The following is a 16757-nucleotide window of genomic DNA, read 5'->3' as shown; positions in this document are numbered from 1 at the left end:
GAATTATTTTTCGTAAGATTGCGCCGCTTCTTTCAACTGCTCAAAGGCTTTCTCCGGCGTAACTTTTCCAAAACTGAGCTGATCCCGGACAAGCACCCAATCTTTGTCAATAAAGTTCGTCCAGCCTCCCGCTCCAGCCGACCAGGTCTGTCCATCCGCTTCAGTAGCACGGAGGAGTTCTAAGCCAACCTTATCCAGATCACTCATGCTTGCTTCCAGGGAAGCGGAAATTTCCTTGTTAGCCGGGAGGCCGCGGAATGTTTGCAGAATGTTACCTGCCTCCTGATCATTCACAAACCAATTGATGAATTTTTTAGCTTCTTCAGTATGCTTGGAGTTTTTGGAGACGGACAGGTACATGGATGGTTTCAACCATCCGCCTGCTTCTTCTGCACGCGGCATGGTTACAAGTGCGTAAGCGCCTGGTTTAATACTGTCCCAAGTGCCTAGGTTATTAGAGAAGCTATACCGGAACAAAACTTTGCCCGCTGCCATCAAGTCCATTTGCGGATCATTCTCCTTGTCGGATGCGTTTACGTCCGCCGGAGGAACCAGTCCTTCCTTGCGCAGCTCTTCAAATTTCTTAGTCCATACCAAGTAGGCAGCTTGATCTACGTTGAAGCGCCCATCATCAGTGATGACCTGGCCTTTACCTTTGGCGTATTGGTAGGCCGAATACATAAAGTAGTTGCCTGCATAGTCCAAGGTAAAATATTGCCCGCTTGGCAGCTTGGATTTGGATTCCTTGGCCAAGGAGAAGAAATCATCCCAAGTCCAGCCATTGGTCGGATTCGCAATCCCGAGCTTATCCATAGCAGCCTTGTCATACACCATACCAAACGCTACCGAACCCAGAGGAAGAGCATATTGCTTACCGTCAAGTTGGCCTCCGGCCAGCAATTTCTCATCAAATTTACTTACATCGACCTCAGGAGCCAGCTCAGCCAATTGGTTACGTGACATCCAGTCCGGCATCCAGCCCGGATCAAGCTGAATGATATCTGGTGCGTTACTAGCCGCAGCTTGAGTCGATAATTTGTCCAAGTATCCATCCATACCGGAATACTCCGGCTCAAACGTAACATTGGGGTTGTTCTTTGTGTACAAGTCCAGCGCAGCCAAGGTCGCCTCATGTCGCGGCTGGGATCCCCACCACATAATTCGTAGCTTAACAGGTTCATTGCTTGTTGCACTCTTTTCGGCAGTATTTGTGCTAGCAGGCTCTGAAGAAGTTTCTGCATTGTTTTTTGCCCCGCCGCCGCATGCTGCCATCGTTCCCAGCAAGGCTGCCATGGCCAAGACTGTAAGAGAACGCTTCCATTTCAACATCTTTAACCCTCCTAATTTAATCTGTATTGTCTTGCTACACCGTTATAGTAACAATTATGAATGGAAGTTCATATGAGGGTGATGCACGATTTATTTTAAAATCTCACGGAAATACCACATCTATTGATATGTTTTAACGGAAGTTTCTCTATATTAAATTGCAAAAATCGGGATGGAATTTCTTTATTCATGCCAAGCATAGACGCGTCATTAACATAGGCACATAATGTCCACTCCGTGATAGCGCCGCATATCATGACATCCAGCGCTTTATCCCTCACTGATGTCCAGACCGAAGCAGCTGACAACGGCTTCCTTATAGACTATTGCTTGGTTGTACGGAGCTATTAAATGAGATGAGTAAGAGGATTAGGCAATGATATGGCATGAATGATATAACGATTCCTTTATCATCTGGAGCATAATAAGTATGTAATGGATAAGCGTTAAACGATTGAGAAACAATACTTCTAAACTTCTGGAGGATATATTATGCAAAAAGTAATTTCGAACAATGGGGTAGAAATGCCAGTGCTCGGTTTCGGTGTGTTTCAGATTGCTGATCAAAGTCAGTGTGAACAAAGCGTTTATGACGCTATCACAAGTGGTTACCGGTTGATTGATACCGCTGCCTCCTATCTGAATGAAGAAGCCGTTGGCAAAGCGATCAAACGAAGCGGCATTGCAAGAGAAGAGTTATTTATCACAACGAAGCTTTGGGTTCAGGATACTGGTTACGAGCGCACGAAGAAAGCGTTTGAGAATTCACTGAACAGATTGCAACTGGATTATTTGGATTTGTATTTGATTCATCAGCCGTTTGGTGATGTGTATGGCTCCTGGCGCGCGATGGAGGAATTGTACCGTGAAGGAAAGGTCCGTGCAATTGGCGTAAGTAACTTTCATATGGACCGCCTAATCGATCTAATTATTCATAATGAAGTCGTTCCTGCCGTAAATCAGGTTGAGACACATCCTTTCAATCAGCAAATCGAAAGTGAAAAATTTATGAAGGAGAACCAGGTACAAATCGAGTCATGGGCGCCTTTTGCTGAAGGAAAGAATAACCTTTTCCAGAATGAGCTATTGGTATCCATCGCTGAAAAGTATAATAAATCTGTTGCTCAGGTCGTTTTACGCTGGTTAACCCAAAGAGAGGTTGTAGTCATTCCAAAATCGGTTCGCAAGCGAAGAAGATATGAATGCGATTATGGCGTTAGACACGAAAGAGAGCTTGTTCTTCTCCCACCGCGATCCTGAAATGGTCAAATGGATTGGTAACCGTAAATTAGATATCTGACAATCTTAAGATACTAAAAACAAGAGCAGATTGCATAATTGCATCTGCTCTTGTTTCGTTTGGTTTATAATCGAGAAAAGAAAATTGGAGGAATCATCATGTCGGAGGAAATCCTTAATCAACAGAAAAACTGGCAAAGCTCATCGAGCAATTTTCACCGAAAGATGGAGTGTTTGAGACAGCTATACCCAATCTGTCTATAATCCGATACTCCGGAGTATCTGAACCTGCATACAGAGTGTATAAACCTTCTTATTGCGTTATTGCTCAAGGGTTAAAAGAGGTGCTCTTGGCTCAAGAACGATTTGAATACTACCTATCGAATCAGAGAAGTAATTGATCACATCACTACAAATTTCAATCAATCTATGCGTGTTGAAGAGCTTGCCGAAACGGCGAGTATTGCACTCTGAATCTGCAGAAGCTGCTGAAGTTGCTTTCCGGGTCGGTTATGAGAGTTCTTCCCAATTCAGCCGTGAATATTCCCGTATGTTTGGTTCACCTCCAAGATCTGACGTAAAGCAATTAAAGGAAATTTACGACCCCGCTAAAAGTATCGTTTTCTTAGGGGACTAATGTTTTACAATTTTCACCACATCATAAGCTCTTTGATTTGAGCAGTCAGTGTATTCGCCGCTTTACTATGAGTAGCTTGAGACGGGTGGAAGTCGGCTGCGTAGCCGTCAGATGACAGCTGCTCATCAAACTTCATTGCGCTAATATTGCTGTCGCCTGTTTCCCGGCTATACCCGCTAACAGCTTGTTCGACATAAGGATACAGTCTATCCCCCATAATCCCCAGCGTACACAGAATTGAGGCATTAGGATTATTGCGTCTGACCATCTTTAGAAATTCAATATACTTCCGGGCATATTCTGCTTGCTTACTGCCTTCCTCTTTGGTATAGGAATCATCGTTTGTTCCGAGGTTAATGATAATCAGATCAGGCACAAACTTATTGAAATCCCAGTATACTTCTTGGGGCAACAGTGTACCCTCAAATTCCCCCTCAGACTTGCCCACTTTTTCATAGTAATCCGGGATAAGATGAGTGGTAAGCTTTTGATCGTTTTCCGTATAGCCTGTGATGATGCCGTATCCGCTGTATGAAACCATGCTATAGTCAGCCTTAAGCTGCTGAGCTGTCAGGTAGGCATAGGTTTTTGTGACATCTTCCGTAGCCGTGGAAAAAGAATGCAGCTCGTATTCATCATCAACGCCATAGCCGCAGGTAATGGAATCGCCGATGAATTCAATTGTATGTAATTTTGGCGGGGTTGGCTTAATGCCATCCGCAGCATCGACAGCGATCTCTTGAATCCCAACTGTTGACATCGCAGCCTCTGATAGTTTAATAACCGTTACCGTTATATCCTGCACAGTATCGCTTTCAAATACAGTATACGTTTTAATCGGTGTGTCCAGTTGATCGTCAATTACCCGTTTCCCGTTTACGCTAATGCCAATTCGAGCCAAGTTATTACCGGTTGAGGCGACAGCATCACCTTTTAAAGTAATCTCCGCTTTTCTGCCATGGAATGAAAATTCCACACCGCCGCCTGAGAGAGCCAGCCACAGTACTTCGTTATAGTAGTGGGTCCGCCCGATGATCTTCACATGTTGCTCTGTTGCTTTAAACACTTGAGTTGTTGATGACATAATGTACCTTCCTTCCCAGCTTGTATATCAGTAACAGTAACAAAGGTACTTTCTATTTTCAATAAGTCGCTCTAATTTAGATGGGGAGTAATCGCAAGGGGAAAAGATATTTGTTTCTTCCATTGACAAGCTAAGGTTAGTTCAACGGATTAATACACAACTAAAATCCAAACTCTGTTACTCTTTCAAGCCACTCACGCATAAGTGACTCAAATAATAGAGCCTGTTCAATCTGAAGATTATGGCCTGCTCGGTCTAGTACGGCAAAGGTTGCTCTAGGATAATTGTCTAAAATACTAAAAGCATCTTTGTAACCAACGACTGCATCTTGTCGCCCAAGAGTAAATACTGTTGGTTTATCGAAAATTAATTCATCGATATTGGTGGAAAATCCATAATTTCTTTGAATCTTGCTAAGAAAATCGTAGTCAGCGATCTTACAACCTGCCACTATCTCTTCAGAATACCTTTTCCAATTATATTCATTGAGAACGACTTGATTTGCGCTAAAATCACTTATTTGCTCTTCACTTAAGGTGTCCATAAACTCGCGATCAGAATGAACAACAAAATGCTCGGGAAGTATTCTTCTTTTGTGTTCAGGAATAATTAATGGACAAATCAGTGCAGCTCCACCAATACGATCTTTATGTCTATTAATTATTCCTCTTGTAATATATCCACCGTATGATTCGCCTGCTATGAGATAATCTTGGTTTGGGATCAGAGTCTCGATAAAATTTATAACTGCTTCCAGCATATCATCTGAATTACATATTTGATCGTAATCCTTTGTTTGTCCCATTCCAGGCAGGTCAAGATAGATACGACGCCAACCGGGGAAGTCTTCAAATATCGGTTCCATACACCCACTCATTAACCGATGGTCTGGTGTAAAACCATGGATCATTATAATCGGTTTACCTGTACCAATTTCCTCGTAATATATATTGGCATTCTTGACTTTACAATATGGCATACAGACTCCTCCAATTGGGCTATTTATAATGTGCTTATACTAAAGAAAAATCTACATTGCTTTATCGAGCAAACGACCGATAATCTCCATCTCGCCGCCAATTTTGGATTGGAGGTGTTCAAGCTTTTCCTCTGCCGCTGAAAAAATCACCGCCGTCGACGGGCCTCCTGAGGCATTCAGCTTTTCTATGATTCCTGGAACTGCCTGGAAAATGCAGTCGTTCAGCTCAGCCAGAAGTTCTGCTTCATACCCTGCCCCCTTTGAGCCGACCGGATGAATCTCATGCACCTCAGGCGAGGCTACAAGTGACTGCAGCTGCTGTATACTGCATAGTCTTGCCTCTTGTTCCAATACTGCGCTCCCGATCAGCGGTTCTCCCAGCATAACCACAAAGTCTCCGGCAACCGACCGCATCAGCTTCAGCCGTTCCTCATCGGTTTCCCCGATTACGGTAATCCCTACCCCGGTCTGGCACGATTTAAAATTTTCTTCCGTGCTGCCGTTCAAATGAGCCTCCGTAAGTCCAGCTTCGTCCAGCAGCCTTTGTACCCCGCGGATAATTTCGCTCCCTGTCGGATACTTTTCCACAGCTAGGGTATCCACTACGGTAAGAATGTCCGCGCCCACGGACAGAACTTCCATAACCGCAACTCTGGCTGTATAATAGCCGACTATATCCGGCGGAGTCTGCAGAGCATCCATTGGCTTGTTCCCGATACTTGCGCTGGAGTCACAGCCTATGACCAATAAGCGGCTTTCCGCTCTTCGCACTAAAGTTAAATCGCGAATTCTTTGTATTGATGGTTTCATTTATTGTAATCCCCCTGACAACTTTGTAAGCATTGAAGTTCGGATTTTTCAACCCTGCTGTATTTGTGATTATGAAAATGTTCGATACTATGGCCAAAGAAACCTTTAATGGCCTTTGAGTTGAACAGTTCCTTCTTATCTATCCTGTATGTGATGCTGGACTTTAGTCGAGGTCCGCTACCTACCGCGGTCTGTTCCGAATCACGGAGATATTCGTTACAATATGGCTATGTCTTTTGGAGGAGCGATTGATCATGAATTACGAGCATAAAGTACAAAGGGAAGTTGCCAACTGGGAACAAAAAATGTTCAAACCGCCGGGATGGCTGGAAAAAACATCGAAAACAATCGGCAATCGAATCAATCATTTAATTCCCCCGAAGGTGCATAACATCATTACGACCACCATACGATCAATCGTGCGTACGGCATTGTTCGGTGCGGAATATACGCCTCGCCGTCCGGTGCAGAGCACTCTGGGTCTGGAGTCTGCCGATAAGGAAGCGAAAGAATTGTTTGCCTTATACCAAAAAATAGCGGTTGCCGAAGGTGCTGGAACGGGAGCTGGCGGCATTATGCTTAGTATGGTAGACTTTCCAGCTTTAATCGCGATCAAAATGAAATTTTTGTTCGAGCTAGCGCATGTTTACGGTTATGACACCAAGCACTTCTCCGAGCGGGTATTCATTCTCAAGGTATTTCAAATGACGTTTTCAGGGCCGGAAAACCGTGCCAGGTTGCTCTATTCCATCACGCATTGGCATATTGAAAAGGAACACTGGGTCTCCGACGCCGAATACTCCCGGAATATGGACTGGGAGACATTTCAGATCGAGTATCGTGACACCATTGACTTCCGGAAAATGCTGCAGATGGTGCCTGGAATCGGTGCTGTCGCAGGCGCATGGGCGAATTACACCATTCTTGAAGAGCTGCGTGAATTCGCCATGAACGCTTACCGCCTGCGCAGATTGCACGATGATTTCGATTTCGAGGTTCTGGGTTGATCCTCTCTCTGTCGCCATATACATCCAAGCCATTACAATATTTCGATATACCCTTCTGTTCCATGCACGCGAATTTGTTGCCCATCTTTTATCAGTTTGGTAGCCTTCTCCACTCCGACAACTGCCGGTAAGCCATATTCACGTGCGATAACTGCACCATGGGTCATCAGTCCACCTACTTCGGTGACTAGACCTTTTATGGATACAAATAATGGTGTCCAGCTAGGGTCAGTAAATGAGGTGACTAATATATCTCCATCTTCCAGATCAGCTTTTTCCATGTTTAAGATGACACGTGCCCGCCCCTCTATAACTCCGGAAGAAACAGCTAAACCTACAATAGCTTCGGCTGGCAGATTTTCTCGTTTGTACTCACCCGAAATGATTTCCCCGTCCGACGTGATCACACGTGGTGGAGTTAGTTTTTCATAAAATTTGTATTCGTCTTTTCGTTTGCTGATGATCTGGTATTCCAGTTTGTTTGTGCGTACGACTTCGCGAAGTTCTTCAAAAGTGAGATAGAATATATCTTCCTTTTCATGAATGATGCCCGCTTGTACGAGTTGTCCCGCTTCTTTCAGTAAAGCCTGCTTATAAACAAAGTAGCGGTTAACCATGCCATATTTTGGATATTCCCGGTATCCGATGAAATTCCGGATGAGGTCGATCATTCGTTTGGTTTCTTTGGCTTTTTGTTCACCATCCGGTAATTGCTTCAATCGCTCTAATAACTCTTGTTCTTTAGCCATAGCTTCCTGTCGCCCTTGCTCAAATTTTCGATGGCTGGCATTAGGCTCAAAGTTTTTGATATTACCAAGAATCATGGGGACAAGTGTAATTGGTTTTTCACTCCAACGAGTTCTCGAAATATCGATTTCACCGGCACATCGCATTCCGTATTTGCCCAGATAAGTATAGATAGCGTTTTGAGTTTCCTGTCCACCATCAAACTTAACCAGTTCATCCAAAAAATTATCATCTTTTACATGTTGTAAATAATCAATGACTTCCGGATAAGGACGAATCACATCTGCGACATCCAATAGCGCTAGACCCATTTCCGAAGTAATGTTGTTTGGTACAGATTGAGAAAGCGTATCTGCTGCATTTTTTTCACCTAACCACTCGTACATTTTTTCATTGATCCATGCTGAAGCATCCATAGCAGTCATAAACACCGCCGTACTTTGTGGGTCAAATAAGATCTTCTTTAATTGCGGGATATCTTCCAGGATAAAATCAAACAAATCCGCTCCTGATTTCGTTCGGATGTTTTGTTTCAACTCTTCTATCGATGTTTGACTACGCTTAATCAAATCTGAAACGATGGTCGGGTCGTTTTGGATTGGTGCTTGAAGCCCCGCAGACGACATCCCTTTATTGCTTTTACCAATACTCTGTTCTTTTTTATCATTTGGTAACGATTTTATAAAATCTCCTCGCTCTACTATGGTCATAACTGCGTCTTTTATGAGCGGATCGTGTTGTCCCATGGCATTTAATAAATTTTCCCTGCTATCAGGTGAAGCCAGATTAGGTGTGATATCAACAAACAACCTTCCACCAGCTTTTCGCATAGGTGCAGGAGTAATTAACAGATGAAAAGACAGTCCCAATGGTCTCATGGGATCAGTCATCATTTGTTGATGGCCGACAGATACGTAAACGTGATTCTCTTGATCATTTGCTTCAGGAATCGGGAATAAAGTAGTGATTGGCCGGCTCTGGACGATATAAAAGGTATCATGGTCCAGACACCATTCGATATCTTGTGGACAACCAAAATAAGCTTCGATTTGTCTTCCGATCCGTGCCAGCTGTAAAATTTGTTGTTCAGTAAGGGTTTGAGCCTTTTGCTGATCGGGATCGAGCTGCCGGATTTCAGTGCCGCCTTCTGGTAGTCCATAGATAGCCAATTGTTTGGTTGATATGATCTTATCGACGATTTCCTCTTTCTGTACTTTATAACAATCGGGAGAGACCAGACCAGAAACCAGTGCTTCTCCGAGTCCAAAACTGGCATCGATGGATAACAGCTTCCTGTTATTGCTAATCGGATCAGCGGTGAACAATATCCCTGAAGCCTGCGGGAATACCATCCTTTGAACGATCACGGATAAATAAACTTGACTATGATCAAATCCATTCTGCATACGGTAGATTACCGCGCGTTCCGTAAATAGCGAAGCCCAACATTTGCTGATATGCTGCAGGATGGCTTTTTTGCCGATGACATTTAAATAGGTGTCTTGTTGACCTGCAAAAGAGGCATGCGGTAAATCTTCGGCAGTCGCGCTAGAACGCACTGCAAAGCCAAGCTCATCACCAAGCTGGGAGAGATAGTGAGTTACTGCTTTCACAACATCGGAAGGAATTTCTGCTTCCATAATGAGTTGTCGAATCTTCCGGCTGATTTCTCCAATTTGATCCCGATCTTCTACTTTTAGCATGGTTAACCGATTGAGCAAAGCACGATACGTTTCGTTTTGTGCGATGGTTTTTTGATATCCCGCTGTTGTAATACAAAATCCTCCGGGTACTTTTATTCCTTCTATTTTTGATAATTCCCCTAAATGGAGCCCTTTTCCGCCAACGAGCAAAAGCTGCGTATTGTCCACTTCCTGAAATCCGAGAACCAAAGAACTCATTTAACATCTCTCCTAACCATTAAAGTGAGAAAAAAACATTTGACAAAAGTTCAGCGGCATGGTAAATTTAAAATATAAGATGTGATATTTATGTCAATACATATTATAAAAGACGCAGACTGATTATATCATCGAGTCTGTTTATATGCAATATAGAAGAACCTGATAAATTACTCAGGTTCTTTTTTGATTTACCTCTTCCCTTAGTATCATCATTAAGTGATCACTTTTTCACTTATAACAACACAAGAAAAACGGCTGCCGATCATTTAGCAGCCGTTTTTTGTGTGCATTTGTCGAGCCTGATCCAGTTACTTTTGGACCGTTACGATCATCTTTGCCGTTCTGGTCTCACCCGCCGGGTTGCGTAACACAGCCTCGTATTCATAGGTTCCCGGAACCTTTTCGGAGATTGATGATACGGCCGATTGGGCGCTGGGCGTATGAGCCTGCAGAGGTTTCGTGTCTACCAGAACTCCATTCTCATAGAGCTCATATTCGGTAGCATTTGTCCCCCACCACAGATTCATACTGACGCTAAAACTACCGTCTCCATCCCAGTTGTCGTTCGATAATACCGCTTGCCCCGGGGAAGCATCGGTGACGGTCACAGTCAGCGGCGAACCTTTCGTCGTACCCAGTGAATTGATCAGTTCACCGGTATAGACATACGTACCGTTCCGCTTGCCGGTAATATCAATCTGCCCGGACTGGGCGGATGGAGAATGGTCAGCCAGAGGCACTTCTTTGATGAGCTTGCCATCCTCGTACAGCTTGAAAAGAGTCCCGTTGTTGCCCCACCAGAGATTCATCGTAATAGTGTAATCTCCGTCTCTCAGACCCGTATCGTGCCCGTTATTATCGGACAACACTGGAGTGCCTGGAGCGCTGCTCGCCAGCGGCGTCACCTGGCTGAGCCATGCGGCCCACTTACGCAGCGTGTCTGCCTGTTCAGCCGTAAATACCGTATCTCTGCTGGCATCAACCTCATTGGCGTATGCCGCGAGCAGCTGGCGCGCCATCGCACCATCACGCGCATTCGCCGATTGTTCAGCCTGCTGCAGCTTACCGGCAAGCTGTTCAACAACCGCTCCTGCACCCGGGTCTTCCGATTCGGCTGCAAAGGTGCGTGTCAGCTCTGCCAGGCTTACGAAGGTAGCAGTAACTCCGAAGTTGAAGTCAACGCTGCTCTCCCGGCCCGCACGGTCATAGACCGCTGCAGTTACTGAATTCAAGCCTGGCTCCAGCGTATAAGCCGGGGCATTCAACATTACCCCATTCGGCTCGGCCACGCCGGAGGCCGTATCGGCGGCCGTGTAAGTGATGTCTACGTGTTGATCAATAGTGTATTCCGTTTGACCCTGAATCGCGATGGCCGGAGGTGCGAGATCAATCGGCACCGAAAGCGACTGTTTGGTCTCCTTGTTGCCGTCCAGATCAACGCTCCAGTAGGTCACAGTGTGATTGCCCTCATCGCTCAGAATTAGATGCGTGCCGCTCTCAATTTCGCCGCCATCGACTTGGTAATAGGTCGTGTCAACTCCCGGGTCTTCATCCGTCGCGGTAAAAGTTACTTTTACCGCTGAAGTATACCACCCGTTCTGCGACTCTCCTTCTACTGCCGCGGTCGTATGCGGTGCTGTCGTATCCGATGGTTCCTCTTCCAGTGTGACAAGGTCAGACAGCGGAATATCCAGCTCTTGCACAAGCCGTGCCACCATCTCGGATACCTTGACCGCACCGTTCATCTGAAGATGGGTATTATCTTCAGTTGTACCTACCCACATGAAAATAGATTTGGTGCCCTCAGGACCAAGCTCCTGGAAATATTTCCAGCTGGCCTGATTCAGATCGATCAGTAATGCTCCGGTTTCTTGCGCCGTCTCTTTCATTGCCTGCACATATTCCGGGAAGCTCTTGTTCAATACTTCTCCGGTAAAATCGCGTCGGTTGACCGGCGTAACCAGAACCGGAATTCCGCCTCTCTGTACAGTGCCGTTAATGTAATCTTTCAGGTACACCTTGAACTGCTCAGGTGTAAGGTAACGCTCAGGGCGGGATGGTGTGGAATCATTATGGGACCACTGCATGAACAGATAATCCCCTTCGTGAATGCCCAGCAGAATGTTGTTGAGATATCCGCCTACGAGGAAGGTTTTACTGCTTAGGCCGCCTACAGCCCGGTTATCGATACTGATCTCATCCAGATCGAAGTACCCTTTAAGCGTTTCGCCCCATCCGGCCTGCGGACGATAGCTTTCCGCATAATTGGCCACCGTGGAATCACTTGCCAGATAAATAACCGGCTGATCGCCCGCACCGTTGCCCGGCAGACGTTCAATCTTCAGCGCGTTGATCTTCGGTGTGCTGCCTGAGAACTCAAAGTTAAAGACGCCGTCAATCAGGGCGATGTCATACGAAATTTCCTTGAATTCACCCTTCGGTATAGTTGTAACCGGCAATTTGGGCATTTGTTCTACAACAACTCCTGCGTTGGTCGATTCTTGCGAATCGCCAATGGTCATTGTTACCCGGTAATTGGCCGGCTCCATTTCCACCAGGAAGGAGGTGCCGTTCACGCGGGTGAAATCTTCCCTCAGGGCATCCCCGGTTTCCCGGTTCTCATCCTGGAGTAGCGCGGTATTGGCAAAGCCATAACCGTTTCCTTCCAGGTAAGCTCTTTTGGCGTCTACCTTCGTGTATCCTTCAGCAGCGTTTCCAGAGCCAAAATCAAACTTGTACTCGCTTATCTCGCCTACCAGTTCGCTTGTCAACGAATCCCTCGCGACTGTCAGCATGTTCATTGCATGGTCGACCTGGGCCTGCGTCGCTTGCGTACCGATGATCGCTTCCACAGCCGCCAAAGCTTTATTCAGCACCGCTTTGGATGCTTCTGTATAAGCCGACAGATCCAATGCTTTCACCTTGTCATGAAGCGCAATCAATGCCTTCTGATCGCCGGCAACCGGCGGCAGCTTCGTTCCTTCAATCTTCACGTTATCGATCTGAGTGGTCCAGTTCAGTGTTCCTCCCCCGCCCTTTCTTGTTCCCAGGAAGGGAGTGCCCTTGCGTTATTGGCGTAGACACCGGGATTCATCGGAATATCCTCGATCGTCTGCGTGACACTGGGGTCCTCCAGGCTAGTCAACGTCAAATCTATCGTCTTCTTAGCAAAATTAATAGTGACATCCACATTGACCCACTGGTTTTTCAGGATGTTCGTGGCTGTGCCGCCTTCCGGAACAACTGAGGTGCCGGTACCATAGTCTGCTGTATATGGGCCTGTGAAATAATGGATTTTCGTGTCTGGACTTGTGGAGCCAGTCTTTGTTAACAGAGTAAAAATAATATTCTCGTTCGCATCTTGGAGCGACAGATGTCCTTCCGACGGGGATGCGCCCACATTGCCGGAATGCCAGTCAAAATTGACATTGACGATGTCGCCATTCACTGCATCGAACAGGCGGAACACTTTCGCCCGGTGTCCGGATCCTGAACCGCTAAGGGACAGTACCTTGTTCCCGTTCTGCTCTGCGACCGTTCCCGTCATCTGCCCGCCGATACCAGTGGCATTGACCAGCGCATATTCGGAGGCGGCGGGATCGCCCTCAAAGTTTTCCTCATAGACCTGGATCTCCGGTTCCGGCTCGGGTTCCAAAATGTCCGGGTCAGTGACATGCGGCGAAATGCTTAAATCCATGTCTTTCACCGCTCCTGCAACTAATGCGGCAATGACCTGCGCACCGTAGCTGCTGAAATGCGTATTATCGCCCACGCCGTTCGGATACTTCGGATATTCGCCCGGATTGGCGTACAGGAAGATTTTCTCCGTAGCACTCAGGCCGATCTTATCGTAATACGTAACGCTTAACTGGCTCAAATCAACCAGCGGCGCGCCCAGCTCTTCCGCTACTTCTTTGGCAGCGTTCACGTATTCCGGGAAGCTTACGTTAAATTCTTGAGTAATAGTATTAAAATCTCTGCGCCCTACTGGAGTAAGCAGCACCGGTGTTGCACCGCGCTGTCTGGCGCCGTTCACATAACGGGCCAAATATGTTTTGTAATCCGCCGGAGAGGCATACCGGTCCGGAATACCTGCGCTGGCATCGTTATGGCCGAAGGAAATAAAGAATAAATCTCCCGGCTTGATCCGCTCTAGTATCGTATCCAGACGGCCGTCAACCATAAACGATTTGCTGCTTCTGCCGCCGATTGCATCATTCTGGACCACTACGCCATTTGCAAAATAGCGTCCGAATTGCTGACCCCAGCCTTCCTGCGGAGCCTGTATCGTGCTGTAAGACTGCATCGTCGAATCGCCGGCCAAATAGATCGTCGTCGCGGCTCCCGGTGATTTCTCCGCGTATTTCTCGATGATGATTTCCTGCACATCAATGGCCGTGCCGGAGAAGATAAACTCCAGCTGGCCGTCTACCAGTGCAACGTCATAAGAATAGATCCGGGGCTCTCCCGCGTTCACGCTGGTCACGCCCAGCTTCTGAACGAATTCGGATTTGACGCCTACGTTCGAGTCGCGTGCATCATCGCCCAGTTTGAACGTTACCTTGTAATTGGCATTGGGCAGGTCTACGGCGAATTTGGCGTTTTCCGGCAGAGAAACATGGTTTGCATCCACCGTAATTCCGCTTGTCTTCTCGAATCCGTAACCCGTTGCTTGTGCATAGAGTGTATCCTGCACGGCGGTTGTACCAGCCGCAGGGTCTGTACCGAAATCAAAGTGATAGACCTGCTCCGGCACATCTTTTCCGCCGGTAAGAGCCAAATTCGCTTTAGGGAATTCTGTCGCTTCCGCCCCGAGATAAAATCCCGTGTGAGGCGGCTGGTTGTAACTTACATTCTGCCAGGCTACACCCAGCCGGTATACCGGATCTTGCATCAGCGCGGGAATCCGGTAGCTCGTCGGAATTGTCGTCGTATAAAGTCTGTATTCCGTGCTGTCTTCACTGCGCAGCAGAAGCTCCTCACGCCAATCGCCCAATATATCCGCCTGAAGCGCCGGATTTCCTTTGGTGTGGTTATTGGTCAAGCTCCCTGCTGCCCGGAAGATTTCCTTCAGCTGCTTATTCCCGTAATCCCACTTGTAAATGAGCGGAATACCTTTCGCTGTACTGTTGTTCCATTCGTGGTCGAACAGCTCCCGCTGGAGATCGCCATCCCACCAGATCGCAAAGTTTGCACTTCGCGGCACTTCATTCTGTTCATAAATGACTTCTCCGTTCGCCGCATATCCGCGGGATAAAGGGTCCATCTGTCCGTTGACAATCGTGGATGCCCAGGATTCGTAACCAGGATAATTCGGATCAATATCCGCCGACATTCCGCGGCCGGTATCTTTCCCTGTATACTGGCCCCAGATAATTTCTCCTGTAGCGGCATCGCGCATCTCCAGCCCGTATTCGGCATTCGTATGTTCATGCACGCTGACGATCTGGTAGCCGTCCCGGTTCGGATCAAGCTTGCCGGCATGCATCGCGTCGCCATGGCCGAGTCCGGTGCTGTACAGCAAGCTTCCATCGTCGTCTATCGCGAGCGCACCGTACATGATTTCATCTTTGCCGTCAGCGTCGGCATCCAGCACACTTAAATTGTGGTTGCCCTGTCCCTGATATTGTGCCCCTGCCTCGTTGGTGTCAAAGGTCCAGCGCTGCACCAGTTTGCCGCCAACATAGTCATAAGCCGCGAGCACGGTGCGCGTATAGTAGCCGCGGGCCATGACTACGCTTGGCCTCACGCCGTCTAAGTAGGCAATACCGGCCAGGAACCGGTCTACACGGTTGCCGTATCCGTCGCCCCATGCGCTTACATCGCCTCTTGGAGGCTCATATTCTACGCTGGACACGGCTGCTCCGGTCTGTCCGTCGAACAGCGTAAGATATTCCGGGCCCGTCAGGATATACCCGCCGTCGTTACGGTAATCCTTTGTTCCGTCTCCGATCACGGTGCCTTGACCGTCCTTGGTGCCGTCCGCTGTTTTGACGACGACCTCGGCTTTGCCGTTGCCGTCCAGATCATATACCATCAGCTGGGTATAATGAGCTCCGGCACGGATATTGACACCCAGGTCGATCCGCCAGAGCTTGGTGCCATCAAGTTTAACAGCATCAATATAGACATTGCCGGTATAGCCGGCCTGGGAATTGTCCTTCGAGTTGCTCGGACTCCACAGGAAAACGACTTCAATTTCACCGTCGCCATCCAAATCTGCCACGGAAGCATCACCGGCATAATAGGAATACGTACCCCCGTCTTTGGTTCGGCCGTCGGCCGGTTTATCCAGCGGAATGGGTAAATAATCATTATGCCACACCGATACCGTCTCCGGCTGCATTTCTTCCTTGCCGGCAATGACGGCGGAAATCTGATACTGTGAGCTGTCTGCGCCTGTTGTGTCCACATAATTCGTGGCATCGCTGATGGGCACTGTGTTGACTTTATATCCGTTTTTATATACATTGAAAGCGATTTCATTTGGATCCGTATTTAAATACCTCCAGCTCAAGAACACGCCGTTGTCGGCCAGAACCGCAACCAGACCTCGGTCAAGATACTCCGCCTGACGGGAAGTCTGGTTGCCCGCTGACTCTGCATATCCCGGAGATGGGGGGATCGCAAGCGAAATTACCATTAGAAATGACATAAAGAATGCAAGCACCGGTTTCTTGATGGAAATAGCTTTTATACTCATGTACTTAACTCCTCCTATTTATCTAAAATTCATTTTAGAAATCAGGGGAAAATCCGAACATGAAACCGCCATAACAGCGAAACTTCAATCTTCTTCATATCTTCAAAATGTTCTCTTTGCTCAGTCTTGTGATGATCCCCCCTTTCTTGACCGTATCTGATTTGTGCAACTTTGACTCCATCCTGACACTTCATCTCCGGTCAAGCCTTTCATATTGAGCGGATCAAACCCCGCATCCAAATATGCACAAAGTGTATCAAATAATGGAATGATGTTCTTCGCAATAAAACGCATTTTAGACCTACATTCGACTTTTTT

General features: G+C 47.0%; 6 protein-coding genes and 3 pseudogenes. 3 read left to right on the top strand and 6 right to left on the bottom strand.

What is annotated here, in order from left to right:
- Window positions 1-3: 3 nt before the first annotated feature.
- The gene (locus tag NSS79_RS17720) at window positions 4-1329 is read right to left on the bottom strand and encodes an extracellular solute-binding protein (RefSeq protein ID WP_342435503.1); all 1326 of its coding nucleotides are present in this window, start codon (window positions 1327-1329) and stop codon (window positions 4-6) included.
- A 492-nt stretch (window positions 1330-1821) separates the two neighbouring features.
- On the opposite strand from NSS79_RS17720, the pseudogene NSS79_RS17715 reads away from it, so the two are divergent.
- A pseudogene (locus NSS79_RS17715) lies at window positions 1822-2629 on the top strand (aldo/keto reductase).
- A gap of 98 nt (window positions 2630-2727) precedes the next feature.
- Window positions 2728-3205, top strand: a pseudogene (locus tag NSS79_RS17710) (AraC family transcriptional regulator N-terminal domain-containing protein).
- 13 nt (window positions 3206-3218) lie between these two features.
- Here NSS79_RS17710 and NSS79_RS17705 read toward each other — a convergent pair.
- The 3 genes from NSS79_RS17705 to NSS79_RS17695 form a co-directional block, all read right to left on the bottom strand.
- Window positions 3219-4289: a GDSL-type esterase/lipase family protein gene (locus NSS79_RS17705; protein WP_342435502.1), complete on the bottom strand. Its 1071-nt coding sequence runs from the start codon at window positions 4287-4289 to the stop codon at window positions 3219-3221.
- Between the two features lie 160 nt (window positions 4290-4449).
- The gene (locus tag NSS79_RS17700) at window positions 4450-5268 is read right to left on the bottom strand and encodes an alpha/beta hydrolase (RefSeq protein ID WP_342435501.1); all 819 of its coding nucleotides are present in this window, start codon (window positions 5266-5268) and stop codon (window positions 4450-4452) included.
- A gap of 51 nt (window positions 5269-5319) precedes the next feature.
- Window positions 5320-6078 carry an AIR synthase related protein gene (locus tag NSS79_RS17695; RefSeq protein WP_342435500.1) on the bottom strand — a complete coding sequence of 253 codons (759 nt, stop codon included), beginning with the start codon at window positions 6076-6078 and terminating at the stop codon, window positions 5320-5322.
- Window positions 6079-6332: 254 nt separating this feature from the next.
- On the opposite strand from NSS79_RS17695, the gene NSS79_RS17690 reads away from it, so the two are divergent.
- Complete coding sequence (locus NSS79_RS17690; protein ID WP_342435499.1) at window positions 6333-7085, top strand: EcsC family protein; 753 nt, start codon at window positions 6333-6335, stop codon at window positions 7083-7085.
- 32 nt (window positions 7086-7117) lie between these two features.
- Here NSS79_RS17690 and ppsA read toward each other — a convergent pair whose 3' ends face one another.
- Both ppsA and NSS79_RS17680 read right to left on the bottom strand, forming a co-directional pair.
- Window positions 7118-9733, bottom strand: coding sequence for a phosphoenolpyruvate synthase (ppsA, locus tag NSS79_RS17685; protein WP_342435498.1), 2616 nt, complete (start codon window positions 9731-9733; stop codon window positions 7118-7120).
- 311 nt (window positions 9734-10044) lie between these two features.
- Window positions 10045-16439 (bottom strand): annotated as a pseudogene (locus NSS79_RS17680) (GDSL-type esterase/lipase family protein).
- Window positions 16440-16757 lie beyond the last annotated feature (318 nt).

It is taken from the genome of Paenibacillus sp. FSL L8-0436, from assembly GCF_038593025.1.
Lineage (GTDB): Bacteria > Bacillota > Bacilli > Paenibacillales > Paenibacillaceae > Paenibacillus_AQ.
This window is presented reverse-complemented; position numbering and strand designations above follow the sequence as displayed.

What these genes read in the sequence shown, in the direction of transcription:
- NSS79_RS17720 (WP_342435503.1), bottom strand. Translation starts at nt 1,329, where the DNA reads ATGTTGAAATGGAAGCGTTCTCTTACAGTCTTGGCCATGGCAGCCTTG.
- NSS79_RS17705 (WP_342435502.1), bottom strand. Translation starts at nt 4,289, where the DNA reads ATGTCATCAACAACTCAAGTGTTTAAAGCAACAGAGCAACATGTGAAG.
- NSS79_RS17700 (WP_342435501.1), bottom strand. Translation starts at nt 5,268, where the DNA reads ATGCCATATTGTAAAGTCAAGAATGCCAATATATATTACGAGGAAATT.
- NSS79_RS17695 (WP_342435500.1), bottom strand. Translation starts at nt 6,078, where the DNA reads ATGAAACCATCAATACAAAGAATTCGCGATTTAACTTTAGTGCGAAGA.
- NSS79_RS17690 (WP_342435499.1), top strand. Translation starts at nt 6,333, where the DNA reads ATGAATTACGAGCATAAAGTACAAAGGGAAGTTGCCAACTGGGAACAA.
- ppsA (WP_342435498.1), bottom strand. Translation starts at nt 9,733, where the DNA reads ATGAGTTCTTTGGTTCTCGGATTTCAGGAAGTGGACAATACGCAGCTT.